The sequence below is a fragment of the Amaricoccus sp. genome, assembly GCF_017993425.1.
Lineage (GTDB): Bacteria > Pseudomonadota > Alphaproteobacteria > Rhodobacterales > Rhodobacteraceae > Amaricoccus.
The window spans coordinates 20,982-35,404 of the sequence record NZ_JAGOMQ010000037.1 but is presented as its reverse complement, the minus strand read 5'-3'; the positions used below and the strand labels follow the sequence as shown (position 1 = coordinate 35,404).

Here is a 14,423-nt window from a genome sequence, read left to right as displayed (position 1 = left end):
CCGCGGTAGATCTCGCCGAGCAGGCGCCCGCCACGGTCGAGCGCGTCGAATCCATGTCCGGTCCATCCGGACATTCCGGATCGGCGGCGATTCCGGGCGGCGACACGCACGAGGGAATGCGATCCGACGCTCTGCGGGAGAGATGGCGGACGTAGGCGAGGATGGACACGTAGTCGTCGTAGTCGACGGTGATCTGCATGGCGATCTCCTTGAGCCAGGATTGGCGTCAAGGTCCGGCGCCCAGGCGGCGAGATGCGGATCAGGCGAGGCCAGTGTCGATCCCGCCGCGACGGAGGGGCGTGCGATTGGCAAACCGACCCCGCGTCCTGCCGCGCGACGGGACCGATAGCGCATTGCGAGCGAGCCGGACACCGACGTTGGCGAACATCCGGATGGCAAGCATCTGCGGATCGGCCGAGCCGGACATCGGGCTGGTCTTGGGAGCGGCTGTCAAACATGGGCGGCGCCCTTGATGGTGTCGTCAAGGATCCTGCGCGGTGCTCGCCGAAGAGATTGGCTGCCGCTGGCATCTTCGAAGTCCAGCGGACAGGAAAGAAAGAAAAAAGTATAGCGATCGCCAGGTGTCGCCCGCGACGCCAACCGCTTGGACAGCGCTTCCCCTATCTCGGCTCGGCCTACGACCTCGACCAGACCGGCACGATCTATGCGAGCTACACCGGGATCTTCAGCCGGCAGAGCGCGCCTGCATGTCGGCGGCAACCTCGTGCCGCCGGCGGCGGGCACGAATGCCGACGTAGGCGTCAAGGCCGGCCTTCTGGACGAGGCGCTGCAGGCAACGGCGGCGCTGTTCCAAACCGACCGGACCAACCTCGCGATCCCGGACTACGGGGCGCCCCGCCCGCCGGACGCATTTCCACCTGCAGGACCTGAATGACAACGGCCTGCCGACCTCCGCGGCAGGTCGTTGCTTTTTCGGTGAGGCGCAACCGCTGACCCCGCTAACCAAGATCCGATTTGCGGACCTCCGGGTCTGCAGACTCACGGTTGGTCACCAGCGCCGACCAGCGGCCATCCGCTATCCACGGGTCGGCACCCGATCCCTTCATGGACGCACGAATCGTCTGCCCTCACCGTCTCGACCGAGACGAGCTGGCTCACCGCGGAACTGGCATCGCGGTCGCTGTCCGCCGCTCGACCCGCATGATCCGGCCGGCGGCGACGGCGATCGCCGCGGCGCCGAACGAGAAGAGCGCCCCCATCTTGGCGGCGTCCTGTACCGGACCGGGCGGGAAGGCGACGCTCGCCACGAAGAGCGAGACGGTGAACCCGATCGCCGCCACGCAGCCGAGCACGAAGAGGTCGCGGGCCTGTATCCCCTCGGGCAGGCCGAGACCCAGCACCCGCGCCGCGAAGACACCGAACAGCGTGATCCCGAGCGGCTTCCCGATGACGAGCCCGGCCAACACCAGCCAGGTAGCCTCGCCCATCGCCGAGAACTCCACCCCGGCGTTCGCCAGCCCGAAGAAGAACAGGATCACCTCGACCGGCGGCTTCAGCGCATGCTCGATCCGGTTGAGCAGGTCGGGCTGGCCTGCCTCCGCCTCCGAGAAGAGGCCGAAGTCGATGTCCTCGTGCGGGATCGCCGGGATCACCGGCAGCAGGCCAAGCGCCGGATGGATGCCCGCCTGTTGGAAGCCGTACCAGCTCAATGCCCCCGCGACGAGGTAGGGCCAGGAGCCGAGCCTGCGCCGGGCGCGGGTCGCATACGGCTTCAGCGGCAGGCCGCGATCCAGCCGGCGCGGCAGCCAGTTGGCGAGCAGCCAGGCCGCGAGCGCAGCGCCGAGGGACAGGAGCAGCCAGGCCGGCGCCAGCTCTCCTTGCGGATAGAAGACCGCGAGGATCACCAACCCGCCGGCGTCGTCGGCGATGGCGAGCAACAGCAGGAACATCACCGCCGGGTGCCCGGCGCCGAAGACCAGGCGGCCGATCAGGTAGGAGAAGGCGATGTCGGTGGCGGTCGGGATCGCCCAGCCGTTCGCCAGCGCGGCGAAGCTGCCGAGCGCCGCGGCGCCGGCGAGGTAGACCGCGGCCGGCCCGATCATGCCGCCGGCGGTGGCGATCAGCGGCGTCATCGCCTTGCGGCCGCGCAGGGCGCCGTTCCCGAGCGCCACCGCCTCCCAGACCTCCTTGCCGGCGATGGCGAAGAACAGCGCCATCAGCATGTCGTTGATCAGATAGTGCAGCGTCAGCGTGCGGTGCGCATGGCCCTCGGCGTCGAGGTGCAGATGCCCGACCGGCCCGCCCTCGATCAGAGGGAAGTCGACGAAGGCTTGATAGCTCGCCGGATCGAGGTTCGCCCAGACCAGGCCGAGCAGCGCGCCGACGATGAGCAGCGCGGAATACTCCGAGACGAAGGTCCAGACCCGATACATCGCTCCCCCCTCGGCCGCCACGGCTGACGCGCCCACCTGCCCGGATCAGTCGCGGGTCCAGATCGTATGGTCGATCCGGTCGCCGAGCTCGGGATAGTCCCTGCCGTGGAATCGCGGCTCGAGCCCGGCCTGGCGCTGGGCGAAGTAGTCGCGGGTCAGCTTCACGACGGTGCCGGACAGCGCGACGATGGCGATCAGGTTGATCGTCGCCATCAGACCCATCGAGGCGTCGGCGGTGTTGAAGACCGTCGCCACCGCCTGCAGCGCGCCCCAGACCACCATCACCAGCACGATGCAGCGCAGCGCCATCAGGCCTGCGGCGTTGCCGATGCCGAGGAAGGCCATCGCCATCTCCGAGTAGGCGTAGTTGCCGATTATCGAGGTGAAGGCGAAGAAGAAGATCGCGATCGCGACGAAGTACGGCCCGACCCAGCCGACATGTTCGGCCAGCGCCGCCTGGGTGAGCTGGGTGCCGGTCAACTCGCCGCCCGGGACGTAGACGCCGGAGAGCAGGATCATCAGCGCCGTGCAGGAGCAGATCACGATGGTGTCGATGAACACGCCGAGCGCCTGCACGAAGCCCTGGCTCGACGGGTGGTGCGGGATCGGCGTCGCCGCCGCGGCGATGTTCGGCGCCGAGCCCATGCCGGCCTCGTTGGAGAAGAGACCGCGCTTGACCCCGTTCAGCATCGCCGCCGCCACGCCGCCGACGACGCCGCCGCCAACCTCGGCGAAGCCGAGCGCGTTGCCGACGATGTGCCAGAGCATCGCCGGCACCTCGCCGAGGTTCATGACCAGCACGATGAGCGCGACGAGCAGGTAGCCCCCGGCCATGAACGGCACGACGTACTCGGCGACCGTGGCGATCTGCCGGATGCCGCCGAAGATGACGATCGCGGTCAGGGCCGCCAGCACCAGCCCGGTGACGAGCTTGGGGACGCCGAAGGCGCCGACCATGGCGTCGGCGATCGAGTTCGCCTGCACCGCGTTGAACACCAGGCCGAAGGACAGGATCAGGCAGACAGAGAAGACGCCGCCGAGCCACGGCATGCCGAGGCCGCGGGCGATGTAGAAGGCCGGGCCGCCCCGGTAGACGCCTGTGCCGCCGGGCGTCTCGTGCACCTTGTACAGCTGCGCCAGCGTGGATTCCGAGTAGGCGGTCGCCATGCCCACCAGCGCCACCATCCACATCCAGAAGATCGCGCCGGGTCCGCCGAGCGTGAGCGCGACGGCGACGCCGGCGATGTTGCCGGTGCCGACGCGCGAGGCGAGCGAGGTGCAGAGCGCCTGGAATGGGGAAATGCCTTCCTTGTCGGTCTCCGGCGCGCTCGTGATCACCCGGAACATCTCGCCGAAGCGAAGTATCTGCTGAAGGCGCAGCCGTATCGTGAAGTAGATTCCGACCGCCAGCAGGCCGTAGATGAGCACGTATCCCCAGAAGACCGTGTTGAGGAAGTCGATGGCCGCATTCATGACGGGCGTCCCCCTTCGTCCGGAGTCGAGCGTATGCGGACCCTTCGTCCGGTGCAAGCTTGCCCTCCTCGTGCTGGCTTCCCGCCCTCGTCTCCGCGCTCCTAGCGCAACGGGCTTTGCCGGAAGTGTTGCGATAGACCCCGCGCCTGTCGCCACGTCCCCCCCCTCTGCAACCGCGTCCGTTGTTGACGCTCTCATAGAAGGGACCTTCCATGGTCTCCCGCGCTTCCTACGACCCCAACATCAAAGAGTTCCTGTCCGACGACGAGATGGCGGAGAAAGCCGCCGCGTCTCCCGCGCCGTGGCGTAAGACCTCGCTCGCCACGCCGCACGAGTTCCGCAACCGCCGCATCGCCGGGGGCTCCGTCTCCGACCTTCGCGACACCTCCGACCCCGTGATGTCCACCGCCAGGTCGACCGGGGGCAGACCGATCGTCTCCCGTGACGTGGGCCCGAACGATCTCATCTCGGTCAACGGGATGCAGATGCAGGTGCGCATCCCGGAACAGATGGGCCTCGTGACGCGGGGCGCGAACGGCCGCTATTCGTCCCGCGAGACGCCCTCCTCCCCGGAGGGCGACCTACGACGCAGGCGGTAGCGTCTCCCCCTCCCCCGCCGCAGCCGCGAGCGCCCCGCCCTCGAAGAAGCACGAGGAGCCCGAAGCGGCCCCCCTCAGTCTGCCCGACGAGACCTCGCAGGCCTTCGACGGTCTCCGCGACAGCATCTCGCACTGGTCCCTCTCCGCTTCGGTCGCCGAGGTGGTGAAGGACGGGGCCGTGAGCGAGGGCACCATTGCGGCGCTGGCGTCCGAGGCAGGGGTGACCCCCGAGGAGATGGCGGCCAAGGGTGACCAGCGTACAGCAGGGCGTGAATGACGCCGTGATGGCGCGCATGGAAGGCCTTGGCGTCTATGACGAAGAGGTGTTTCTCCGACTGGATCGCCGGGAACCTCTCCCGCGAGCATCACCTGAAGGCGGCCGTGACGCGCCTCTTTTCCACGGGAGACGCATTGCCCTTTGACGCCATCGCCCGGAGCTTTACGGAAGACCTCGACCGTGTCGTCCCCGACCATGTGGCCCATGCCCTGCAAGCCTCGGGGGGCATCGCCTTCAACCGGCATCGCGACGGCATCGCCATTCGTGTTCCGGGGCGGGGAGAGGTGTCCTATAAGGACGCCGTGCGCTTGGGCACCGTCATGATCGGGCTGGGATTGCGGCTCCTCGTCTCTGGAGGGCCCGGCGCGGCTCGGTAGCCCGATGCGGCGTCATGGGTGAAGACTTTTTTTGGTTCATGTCGGGCCCAGCGCCCCATTTGATGGAGTTCAGCGCTCGGCCCGCACGGGCGGCGAGGCTCGATCAGATGGGCGGGAACCAAACCCCGATGGAGGCCGGATCTCCAATGTTTGGGAGGATGTGGTCCGGATCCAAGCTGCTAACGTCTATGTCCTCCAGCATGTTGACGATCTCCCTTTCCCCAAATATCGGGAAGACCATACTCGCAGCCATATCTTCGGCTTCGCGCCGGCTTTTAGCTGTGATGCCACAGCCGAGATTTAGTGGTGACGCAATTCCAGCCGGAGAAAATGTGATCCAATACCGGCGCAACATTCTCTAGTCTCCTCAGGATAACGTGGTGCGACATTGGGACGAAACGATTTGATGCGTCAATGTTCTGTCAGGCTGACCGCGCCAGTTGGTGGAGTTCAGCGTCCGGCGCCCGCTCACGGCGCGGGCGCCTCCGGCTCGGGGCGCGGCAGCGCCGCCTCGCGCAGCGCGGCGCGGAACGCCGCCTCGTCCAGGCGGTATTCGAGGCAGGTGTCGGCGATCGTGTGGAAGGGCGCGATCGGGCAGCCGGGGCAGGCGGCGCGGCAGGCGCGGAAGACCCGCATCGTCGCCGGCCAGGCGCGGAAAAGCTCGGCGAGCGTCAGGTCGGGGTCGTCGATGTCCGGCGTCATGCCTGTCTCCGCGGAAGCGCCGGCCCGGGCCTGCCGCAGGCGGGGCCGGGGCGCGTTGCGCCGGCCCCAAGCCTCCCGCAGGCGGGGCCGGGGCTCTTTGCGCTTGCGCAAAGTCGTCGCGACGACGGGGCGCTACGGCTGGGCAGGAGCCAATCGCAAAAGGACGGGCCATGTCCGAAATCCTCACCAAGGCGCGGGCGCGCAACGTGTTCTACGGAGGCTCGCTGTTCTTCGCGGGGGTCTTCGCGCTGATGGCCTGGCAGAGCCACCACTACATCGTCACCACGTCGACCGCGGCGCTGCCGCTGACGCCGGAGGTCGTGCTCGGCAAGCACGTCTGGGAGCGCGAGAGCTGCATCAACTGCCATACGCTGCACGGCGAGGGCGCCTATTTCGCTCCGGAGCTCGGCAACGTGACGACGCGCTGGGGGGTCTACGACGACCCCGACACCGCCTTCGAGGTGATGAAGGGCTGGATCGAGGCGCAGCCCTCGGGGGCCGAGGGCCGGCGGCAGATGCCGCGCTTCGAGCTCACCGACGAGGAGATCCGCGGGCTGTCGGAGTTCCTGCGCTGGGCCGACCACAACGACACCCAGGGCTGGCCGCCCAACGACGCCGGCTGAGGAGGCAAGGATGAAATACCAGTCCCAGAAGGTCGCGCTCGCCTACTTCACCGTGGCGATGGCGCTCTTCGCGATCCAGGTGCTCGGCGGGCTCCTCGCCGGCTGGATCTACGTCTCGCCGAACACGCTCAGCGAGACGCTGCCCTTCAACGTCGTGCGGATGATCCACACCAACGCGCTGATCGTCTGGCTGCTGCTCGGCTTCTTCGGCGGCACCTACTACCTGCTGCCGGAGGAGGCGGAGCGGGAGCTCTTCTCGGTCAAGCTCGCCTATGCGCAGCTCGCGATCCTCGTCGTCGGCACGCTCGCGGCGGTCGCCGGCTATCTCGTCGGCATCCACGGCGGGCGCGAGTTCCTCGAGCAGCCGCTCTGGGTGAAGTGGGGCATCTTCGTCGCCGCGGTGATCTTCCTCGTCAACGTGACGCTGACCTCGCTCGGCGGGCGCAAGACCGCGATCACCAACATCCTGCTGCTCGGCCTGTGGCTGATGTCGCTGCTCTGGATCTTCGCGATCATCAACCCGGAGAACCTCGCGCTCGACAAGCTCTACTGGTGGTTCGTCGTGCATCTCTGGGTCGAGGCGACCTGGGAGCTCGTGATGGCGGCGATCCTCGGCTACCTGATGCTGAAGCTGACCGGCGTCGACCGCGAGGTGATCGAGAAGTGGCTCTACGTCATCGTCTCCTGCGCGCTCTTCTCCGGCATCCTCGGCACCGGGCACCACTACCTCTGGATCGGCACGCCGGGCTACTGGCAGTGGGTGGGCTCGATCTTCTCGACCTTCGAGGTGGCGCCGTTCTTCGCGATGATGAGCTTCGCCTTCATCATGGTGTGGAAGGGGCGGAAGAACCATCCGAACAAGGCGGCGCTGCTGTGGTCGCTCGGCTGCTCGGTGGTGGCGTTCTTCGGCGCGGGGGTGTGGGGCTTCCTGCACACGCTGCACGGGGTGAACTACTACACCCACGGCACCCAGGTGACGGCGGCGCACGGGCATCTCGCCTTCTTCGGGGGCTACGTGATGCTGAACCTCGCGATGATCACCTACGCCATGCCGGTGCTGCGCCACCGCGAGCCCTACAACCAGGTGCTGAACATGGTCAGCTTCTGGCTGATGACGAGCGGGATGGCGTTCATGACCTTCACGCTGACCTTCGCCGGCGTGGTCCAGACGCATCTGCAGCGGGTGATGGGGATGGGCTTCATGGAGGTGCAGGACCAGCTCGCGCTCTTCTACCTGATGCGCTTCGGCGCGGGGCTGACCGTGGTGATCGGGGCGCTGCTCTTCATCTACAGCCAGCTCGCGGTGCGGCGCGAGGTGATCCGGCCGGGCCAGGTCGCGGTTCCGGGGGAGTGAGATGAACGCGCATGCATCCGTTGCGACCGCGCCGTTCTACCGCCCGGTCGCCGACGAATGCGCCGTCTTCGAGGCGGCGCACCGGGCGGGGCTGCCCCTGCTGCTCAAGGGGCCGACCGGCTGCGGCAAGACCCGCTTCGTCGAGCACATGGCGGCGCGGATGGGGCTGCCGCTCTTCACCGTCGCCTGCCACGACGACCTCTCGGCCGCCGACCTGATCGGGCGCTACCTGCTCAAGGGCGGCGAGACCCAGTGGGTGGACGGGCCGCTGACCCGCGCGGTGCGGGCGGGCGGCGTCTGCTACCTCGACGAGGTGGTGGAGGCGCGCAAGGACGTCACCGTCGTGCTGCATCCGCTGACCGACGACCGGCGGCGGCTCCTGATCGACCGGACGGGGGAGGAGCTGGCCGCGCCGGCGTCGTTCATGCTGGTGGCGAGCTACAACCCCGGCTACCAGTCGATCCTGAAGAAGATGAAGCCCTCGACCCGGCAGCGCTTCGTGGCGATCGGCTTCGACTTCCCCGATCCGGAGACGGAGACGGCGGTGGTGGTCGCCGAGACCGGGCTCGATCCGGCGCGCGCCGGGGCGCTGGTGCGCCTTGCCGGGCATGTGCGGAAGCTGTCGGGGATGGATCTCGAGGAGGGGGTGTCGACGCGGCTCCTCGTCTATGCCGGGACGCTGATCGCCGGGGGAATGAGCGTCGACCGGGCGCTGGAGGCGGCGGTCGTCGCGCCGCTCAGCGACGAGCCGGAGGTGCAGCAGGCGCTGCGCGACCTCGCGGCGTCGGTCTACGGCTAGGGCGATGCTGCATCCGCTCGATCTGCTGGAGCCGGAGGAGGCGGTCGGCAACCTCTGGCACGGCTGGGCGAGCCGGCGCCCCTCGCCGGGGGGCGCCGCGGTGGCGCTCGACGCGGTGCGGCCGAGCGTCGCGGCGCTCTACCGCGCGCTCGGCGGCGGCGGCGCGACGGAGATCGTCGCCGCCCCGGCGACGCGGCGCGACGTGAACGCCGAGCCGGCGCATGTCGCCGACTTCTCCGGCGAGCGGCTGCGGCTGCCGCCGGTGATCGACGCCTTCCCGTCGGAGGCGCTGAACCGGGCGGCGTATCTGTGGCTGGCCGCCTTGGCGGCGCATGTCGTCATGCCGGCGCCCGAGGCCGACCGCTTCGCGGCGGATCTCGCGGAGATCGCGGCGCTCGGGGAGGCCATGGCGCGGGCGCGGGCGCGCTGCCCGGGGCTCGCGCCCGCGCAGGCGGCGATGGCGCGGCACGTGCTGGCGGCGCGGCCGCGGGCGGCGCTCGGGCGGCACGAGGCGGCGGCGGAGGCGGCGGTGCGGGCGCTGCTCGGCGGAGGGCCGGCGGGGCCGGCGCCCCAGGGGCCCGCGCCGCGGGGATACCGGAGCTTCGCGCCGGCGGCCATCCTGCTGCGGCTGGTCCCGCCGGGCGCGGGCCGGGGGGCGGCCGAGGAGGCGGAGGGGGCGCCGGCGCCGTCGCTGCCGACGACGACCCGCAAGACCGGCAAGCGCGAGGACCAGGACCAGACGAACCGCAAGGACAGCTTCATCATCAACCGCTTCGAGGCGATCATGTCCTGGGCGGAAAGCCTGAACCTCAACCGCACCACCGACGACGACGACGCGGAGAACGCCCAGAAGGCGGCCGAGGACCAGGACCACATCACGCTCTCCGACCACCTGCGCCGCGCCGCCTCGCGGCTGCGGCTGCATCTCGACCTGTCGCCGCAGGACGCGGAGCACGAGCGGCTGGCGGGACGCTTCACCTATCCCGAGTGGAACCACCGCGCCGGCGCGCTGATGCCCGACCATGCCTGCGTGCTGGAGGCCGAGGGCGCGCCCGGCGCCGCCTTCGTGCCCGACGCGCGGCTGGTCGCGCGGGTGCGCCGGCAGTTCGCGCCGCTGCACCCGCGCCGGGTGCTGCTGTCGCGGCAGATCGACGGCAGCGACCTCGACCTCGACGCGGCGGTGGCGAGCCGGGTGGCGGTGCGCTGCGGCGCGAGCGGCAGCGACCGGATCTGGCAGGCCTCGCGGGCGACGGCGCGCGACCTCTCGGTGGCGGTCCTGCTCGACTGCTCGCGCTCGACCGAGGCGGTGATCGGCGACGCGCCGGTGATCGACACGGCGCGCCACGCGCTGGCGGCGCTGGCGGCGGGGATCGACACCGCGGGCGACCGGCTCGGGCTCTGGGGCTTCGCCTCGCTCCGGCGCGACCGGGTGTTCCTGACCCGCGCCAAGGCCTTCGACGAGCCGATGTCGCCGGCGGTGACGGCGCGGATCGGCGGCTTCCGCCCCGGCCACTACACCCGGCTTGGCGCGGCGGTCCGCCACGCCTCGGCGATGCTCGGGGCGGAGACGGCGGCGCGGCGGCTGCTCCTCGTGCTGACCGACGGCAAGCCGAACGACCTCGACCACTACGAGGGCGTTCACGGCATCGAGGACAGCCGCCGGGCGGTGCGCGAGGCGCGCGCGCTCGGGCAGGCGGTCCACGGCGTCGTCGTCGACGCCGACGGCCAGGACTGGTTCGCCCGCATCTTCGGACGCGGCGGCTTCACGCTCTTGCCCGACCCGGCGCGGCTGCCGCGCGCGCTGCCCGAGATCTACCAGACGCTGACCATGGAGACCTGAGCGATGATGCGCCCGATCCTGTCCCTCCTCCTGCTCGTCCCCGCGCCCGTGCTCGCGGCGCCCTTCGAGCGTCCCGTGCCGCAGGGCGAGACCGGGGCTGCGGCGGTCTCCTACGCGCTCGCCGCGCTCGCCCTCGTCCTCGCGCTCGGAGCCGCGCAATGGCTGGTCAGCCGCCGGTGAGCCCGGGCTGGCGGCTCGTCGCCGCCGTCTATCCCTTCGCCGCGGGCGCGGCGGCGGTGAACCTGTTCTTCCTGTCGCTGATCCTGAGCTGGGTCGGGGCGCCGGTGCTGACGCCCTGGCTTTCGGTCCTCGGCGGCGTGATCCTCGGCGTCCCCGCGGCGGTCGCCTTCGCCCGCCACCTGCGGCGGCTGATGGCGAAGGCGGACGGCGGGGCGGAGTAGGCGACTACTCCTTGCCGAAGAGCCCGGTCAGCGCGCGGCCGATCAGGTTCGAGACCCGGGGGCGGGGCAGGGCGACGAAGGGCAGCGGCCGGCAGACCTCCATCGCCGCGACGCCGACCCGCGCCGTCAGGGCGCCGTTGACCACGCCCTCGCCGAAGCGGCGCGACAGCCGCGCCGCGAGGTGGCCGCCGGCGACCGAGCCGATCAGGTCGTCGCCGACCGCGACCGCGCCGGTGGCGAGCAGATGCGTGGCCACCTCGCGCAGCAGCCGGAACGAGCCGAGGAGCCCGGCGCGCGCCCCGTAGATCTCGGCGATGCGTCGGATCATCCGGATGTTCTGCGAGGCGGCCGCCAGGACGTCGACGAGCGCCAGCGGCACCACGGCGGTGGCGGCGGCGACCGTGCGGGCGGCGGCCTCGATCTCGCGCCGGGCCGCGGCGTCGAGCGGCTCGAGCAGGCGGCGCTCGGTCGTGGCGAGGATGGCGTCGGCGTCGAGGAGATGGGCGCGCTCCGCGGCCAGGGTGTCGCGCGACCAGCGCAGCTCGGCCCGCGCGGCGTAGAAGCGGTCGAGCCGGTCGGCGACCGCGACGGCGGCGGGGGCGTCGGCGGTCGAGACGGCGGCGAGCGCGCCGGCGCGGATGTCGTCGATGCGGGCGAGCCGGCGCATGGCGAGGACCTCGCGCAGGACCTGCCCTAGCAGGAGCAGCACGAGGAGCCCCATCAGCAGCAGGACCGCGAGCCCCAGCACCTCGTTCCGGGCGATCAGCCCGGTCACGTAGTCCCAGGCGGCGATGCCGATCATCATCGACAGGAGCGCGCCGGCGGTCGACAGGAGCCAGCCGCCGCCGCGCGGCGGCCGGGCGGCGAGCTCGGCCATGCGCACCATGGCCGCGCCGGTCGGCGGCTCGTCGGGCGGCGGCGGGGCGGTCGCGGGATCGGTCTCGGCCGCGCCGAGCTCCGAGGCCGGGATGACGAAGGGATCGGGGGCGCGGCTCATGGGAGCGGGCCTGTGGGTAACTGCCTCGTCAGCACTTTTTTCCCGCCCTTACAGAGACGTGTCGCACGGTGCGACATTTTCAGAGCTTGTCCCCGAACAGGAACTCGGCCGCCCGGTCGAGCCGGATATGGGGAAGGCCGTCGCCGGGCGCCAGCGTCAACCGCGGCGGCGCGAAGCGCGGCACGCTCCAGGCGGCGGCCTCGCGCCCGCCGCCGGCGTCGCGGGCGGCGGCGAGGAGGCCGGCGGGGTCCTCGGGCAGCAGGCCCGGGTAGAGCGCCACCTCCGCGCCGGTGTCGAGGCTGCGGCCGCGGACGACGTCGATGCTGCGGCCGTCGCGGGTGACGGTCGCCTCGGTGGTGGCGCGGAGGGAGGCGATCGCCATGGCGCCGGTCTCGGCGCCGCGGAACTGCGCCCGGCGGCGCGCCTCGGCGACCAGCGCCTCGGCGACGGCGGCGAGGCGGGCGTGCTGGCTGTGGTGGACATGGTCGGCGCGGGTGGCGGCGAAGAGGATGCGGTCGATCCGCCGCCCGAGGATCGGCGCGAGCCAGGAATTCGCGCCGGGGCGGAAGCAGGCGAGGATGTCGGTCATCGCGACCCGCAAATCCTCGACGGCGCGCGGCCCGTCGTGGAGGGCGCCGAGGGCGTCGATCAGCACCACCTGGCGGTCGAGCTTCGCGAAGTGGTTGCGGAAGAACGGCTCGACCACCACGCGCTTGTAGCTCTCGAAGCGCTTCTCGAAGGCGCGCCAGAGCGAGCCCGAGGGGGTGCGCCCGGGGCGCGGGAGCGGCGAGAAGGTGAGCGCGGGCGAGCCCTCGAGGTCGCCCGGCATGAGGAAACGGCCCGGCGCGACGGAGGAGAGGCCGGCGGCGCGGGCGGCGGCGAGGTAGCCGGTGAAGGCGGCGGCGAGGCCGCGGGCCGCGCTCTCGTCGAGGGGCGCGGCGGCGTCGGTCGCGTCGAGGCGGGCGAGCCAGCCCTCGGCCAGCGCGGCGCGGGCGGGCGTGCGGGCGGCGGCGAGGGCGGCCTGCGACCAGTCGGTGAAGGAAAGGCTCATCAGCGGCAGGTCGAGCAGCCATTCGCCGGGATAGTCGGTGATGTCGAGATGCACGACCCGCGGGCCGGAAAGGCCGGCGAGGAGGCCGCTCGGGGCGAGGCGGAGCGACAGGCGCAGGGTGGAGATGGAGCGGGTGCCCTCGGGCCAGCGCGGCTCCGGGGCGAGGAGGGCGGCGAGGTGGTCCTCGAAGGGGAAGCGCGGGACGGCATGGTCGGGCTGGGGTTGCAGCCAGGCGGCGAGGAAGCGGCCCTGCGCGGCGGCGCGCAGCTGCGGCATCCGGGCGCGCTCGAGGAGGTTCGCGACCAGCGAGGTGACGAAGACGGTCTTGCCGGCCCGCGACAGGCCGGTGACCCCGAGGCGGATCACCGGGTCGAACAGGCCGCCGATCTCCTGGACCTGGTCCTCGATCGTTCGGGTCAGGCGGTCGGCGATGCGGGCGAGGTCCAAGTTCGGCTCCCGGGGGGCGGCAGCGGCTCACCTAGGCGCTCGGGCGGGGGTTGGCAACCGAGGCGGTGCGGGCGAGGCGCAAGGGCGGCTCCCCGGGGCGCGGGCGGGCGGACTTGGGCGTCCGGGCGGCCCTTGGCGACTGAGGCGGCGCCTCGTGGGGCGAAGCGGAGGGCGCGGCTCCCGGGGTGCGGCAGCGCCGATCCGGGCGCTTGGGCGGGGAGTGGCGGCAGAGGCGGCGCTTGGCGCCGGGCGCGGAGGGGGGTAGGGGGCGCGGATGCCGCGCTATGCCCTGAGGATCGAGTACGACGGCGGCCCCTTCGCCGGCTGGCAGCGGCAGGCCGCGCAGCCGAGCGTGCAGGCGGCGCTGGAGGCCGCCGTGGCGCGGATCGAGCCGGGCGGCGCCGCGGTCTTCGGGGCGGGGCGGACGGATGCGGGGGTCCATGCCGAGGGGCAGGTGGCGCATCTCGACCTCGGCCGCGACTGGGCCCCGGAGCGGCTGGCGGCGGCGCTGAACGCGCATCTGCGGCCCGACCGGGTGGCGGTGACCGCGGCGGCCGCGGTGGGCGAGCGGTTCCACGCCCGCTTCGACGCGGTGGAGCGGACCTATGTCTACCGGGCGGTGGCCCGCGCCGCGCCGCTGGCGCTGGAGCGGGGACGGGCGTGGCGGACGCCGCGGCGGCTCGACGTCGGGGCAATGCGGGCTGGCGCGGCGGCGCTGGTCGGGCGGCATGACTTCACCACGTTCCGCTCGTCGATCTGCCAGGCCCCGAGCCCGGAGAGGACGCTCGACGAGGTGGCGATCGAGGAGGGGCCGTATCCCGGCGGGATGGAGGTGCGGTTCCGGCTGCGGGCGCGGTCGTTCCTGCACAACCAGGTGCGCAGCATCGTCGGCACGCTGGAGCGGGTGGGCGCCGGGGCCTGGGCGCCGGAGCGGGTCGGCGCGGCGCTGGCGGCGCGGGACCGGGCGGCCTGCGGGCCCGTGGCGCCGCCGGACGGGCTCTGCCTCGTCGCGGTGCGCTATCCGGTCGATCCCTTCGCGTGAGCCCCCCTTCTCAGTCGGCCCCGCGCCGGCTAACGTCGCGGGCCGGCG

At 71.7% G+C, this 14,423-nt stretch carries 15 protein-coding genes; 9 read left to right on the top strand and 6 right to left on the bottom strand.

Features of this window, described 5'->3' with window-relative positions; genetic code table 11:
- The 3 genes from KBB57_RS15875 to KBB57_RS15865 form a co-directional block, all read right to left on the bottom strand.
- Positions 1–199: hypothetical protein (locus KBB57_RS15875; protein WP_290752164.1), on the bottom strand; the 199-nt coding region annotated here is incomplete at its 3' end.
- 916 nt (positions 200–1,115) lie between these two features.
- A complete protein-coding gene (locus KBB57_RS15870) occupies positions 1,116–2,393 on the bottom strand; it encodes a Na+/H+ antiporter NhaA (RefSeq protein WP_290752162.1) in 1,278 nt (425 codons plus the stop codon).
- A 45-nt stretch (positions 2,394–2,438) separates the two neighbouring features.
- The gene (locus KBB57_RS15865; RefSeq protein ID WP_290752160.1) at positions 2,439–3,866 is read right to left on the bottom strand and encodes a sodium:alanine symporter family protein; all 1,428 of its coding nucleotides are present in this window, start codon (positions 3,864–3,866) and stop codon (positions 2,439–2,441) included.
- Between the two features lie 212 nt (positions 3,867–4,078).
- Here KBB57_RS15865 and KBB57_RS15860 point away from each other — a divergent pair, with 212 nt between their 5' ends.
- Together KBB57_RS15860 and KBB57_RS15855 are read left to right on the top strand one after the other, a co-directional pair.
- Complete coding sequence (locus KBB57_RS15860; protein WP_290752157.1) at positions 4,079–4,465, top strand: hypothetical protein; 387 nt, start codon at positions 4,079–4,081, stop codon at positions 4,463–4,465.
- Between the two features lie 312 nt (positions 4,466–4,777).
- Positions 4,778–5,119, top strand: a complete 342-nt coding sequence (locus KBB57_RS15855) for a hypothetical protein (protein ID WP_290752155.1) — start codon at positions 4,778–4,780, stop codon at positions 5,117–5,119.
- Between the two features lie 468 nt (positions 5,120–5,587).
- On the opposite strand, the gene KBB57_RS15850 is transcribed toward KBB57_RS15855, so the two are convergent.
- Positions 5,588–5,821, bottom strand: a complete 234-nt coding sequence (locus KBB57_RS15850) for a hypothetical protein (RefSeq protein WP_290752154.1) — start codon at positions 5,819–5,821, stop codon at positions 5,588–5,590.
- A gap of 170 nt (positions 5,822–5,991) precedes the next feature.
- Here KBB57_RS15850 and KBB57_RS15845 point away from each other — a divergent pair, with 170 nt between their 5' ends.
- Genes KBB57_RS15845 through KBB57_RS15820 form a run of 6 tightly spaced genes read left to right on the top strand, consistent with a single transcriptional unit; the run spans position 5,992 to position 10,838 of the window.
- Positions 5,992–6,444 (top strand): cytochrome c, encoded by a 453-nt coding sequence (locus KBB57_RS15845; protein ID WP_290752152.1) that lies wholly within the window; start codon positions 5,992–5,994, stop codon positions 6,442–6,444.
- Between the two features lie 10 nt (positions 6,445–6,454).
- The gene (locus KBB57_RS15840; protein WP_290752149.1) at positions 6,455–7,798 is read left to right on the top strand and encodes a cbb3-type cytochrome c oxidase subunit I; all 1,344 of its coding nucleotides are present in this window, start codon (positions 6,455–6,457) and stop codon (positions 7,796–7,798) included.
- A gap of 1 nt (position 7,799) precedes the next feature.
- Positions 7,800–8,597, top strand: coding sequence for a CbbQ/NirQ/NorQ/GpvN family protein (locus KBB57_RS15835; protein ID WP_290752146.1), 798 nt, complete (start codon positions 7,800–7,802; stop codon positions 8,595–8,597).
- Positions 8,598–8,601: 4 nt separating this feature from the next.
- Entirely contained in the window at positions 8,602–10,437 is a 1,836-nt protein-coding gene (locus KBB57_RS15830) for a VWA domain-containing protein (protein WP_290752143.1), read from the top strand.
- A 3-nt stretch (positions 10,438–10,440) separates the two neighbouring features.
- Entirely contained in the window at positions 10,441–10,617 is a 177-nt protein-coding gene (locus tag KBB57_RS15825) for a hypothetical protein (protein WP_290752140.1), read from the top strand.
- On the top strand, positions 10,596–10,838 hold the full coding sequence (locus tag KBB57_RS15820) for an NnrT protein (RefSeq protein WP_290752138.1): 243 nt from the start codon (positions 10,596–10,598) through the stop codon (positions 10,836–10,838). The genes KBB57_RS15825 and KBB57_RS15820 overlap by 22 nt, the downstream gene beginning before the upstream one ends.
- 4 nt (positions 10,839–10,842) lie before the next feature.
- Here KBB57_RS15820 and KBB57_RS15815 read toward each other — a convergent pair whose 3' ends face one another.
- Complete coding sequence (locus KBB57_RS15815) at positions 10,843–11,835, bottom strand: TIGR01620 family protein (protein ID WP_290752136.1); 993 nt, start codon at positions 11,833–11,835, stop codon at positions 10,843–10,845.
- A gap of 79 nt (positions 11,836–11,914) precedes the next feature.
- Positions 11,915–13,333 (bottom strand): YcjX family protein, encoded by a 1,419-nt coding sequence (locus KBB57_RS15810; protein ID WP_290752132.1) that lies wholly within the window; start codon positions 13,331–13,333, stop codon positions 11,915–11,917.
- A 274-nt stretch (positions 13,334–13,607) separates the two neighbouring features.
- Here KBB57_RS15810 and truA point away from each other — a divergent pair, with 274 nt between their 5' ends.
- Complete coding sequence (truA, locus tag KBB57_RS15805; protein ID WP_290752129.1) at positions 13,608–14,375, top strand: tRNA pseudouridine(38-40) synthase TruA; 768 nt, start codon at positions 13,608–13,610, stop codon at positions 14,373–14,375.
- The last annotated feature ends 48 nt before the right edge of the window (positions 14,376–14,423 follow it).

What these genes read in the sequence shown, in the direction of transcription:
- KBB57_RS15870 (WP_290752162.1), bottom strand. Translation starts at nt 2,393, where the DNA reads ATGTATCGGGTCTGGACCTTCGTCTCGGAGTATTCCGCGCTGCTCATC.
- KBB57_RS15865 (WP_290752160.1), bottom strand. Translation starts at nt 3,866, where the DNA reads ATGAATGCGGCCATCGACTTCCTCAACACGGTCTTCTGGGGATACGTG.
- KBB57_RS15860 (WP_290752157.1), top strand. Translation starts at nt 4,079, where the DNA reads ATGGTCTCCCGCGCTTCCTACGACCCCAACATCAAAGAGTTCCTGTCC.
- KBB57_RS15855 (WP_290752155.1), top strand. Translation starts at nt 4,778, where the DNA reads ATGACGAAGAGGTGTTTCTCCGACTGGATCGCCGGGAACCTCTCCCGC.
- KBB57_RS15850 (WP_290752154.1), bottom strand. Translation starts at nt 5,821, where the DNA reads ATGACGCCGGACATCGACGACCCCGACCTGACGCTCGCCGAGCTTTTC.
- KBB57_RS15845 (WP_290752152.1), top strand. Translation starts at nt 5,992, where the DNA reads ATGTCCGAAATCCTCACCAAGGCGCGGGCGCGCAACGTGTTCTACGGA.
- KBB57_RS15840 (WP_290752149.1), top strand. Translation starts at nt 6,455, where the DNA reads ATGAAATACCAGTCCCAGAAGGTCGCGCTCGCCTACTTCACCGTGGCG.
- KBB57_RS15835 (WP_290752146.1), top strand. Translation starts at nt 7,800, where the DNA reads ATGAACGCGCATGCATCCGTTGCGACCGCGCCGTTCTACCGCCCGGTC.
- KBB57_RS15830 (WP_290752143.1), top strand. Translation starts at nt 8,602, where the DNA reads ATGCTGCATCCGCTCGATCTGCTGGAGCCGGAGGAGGCGGTCGGCAAC.
- KBB57_RS15825 (WP_290752140.1), top strand. Translation starts at nt 10,441, where the DNA reads ATGATGCGCCCGATCCTGTCCCTCCTCCTGCTCGTCCCCGCGCCCGTG.
- KBB57_RS15820 (WP_290752138.1), top strand. Translation starts at nt 10,596, where the DNA reads ATGGCTGGTCAGCCGCCGGTGAGCCCGGGCTGGCGGCTCGTCGCCGCC.
- KBB57_RS15815 (WP_290752136.1), bottom strand. Translation starts at nt 11,835, where the DNA reads ATGAGCCGCGCCCCCGATCCCTTCGTCATCCCGGCCTCGGAGCTCGGC.
- truA (WP_290752129.1), top strand. Translation starts at nt 13,608, where the DNA reads ATGCCGCGCTATGCCCTGAGGATCGAGTACGACGGCGGCCCCTTCGCC.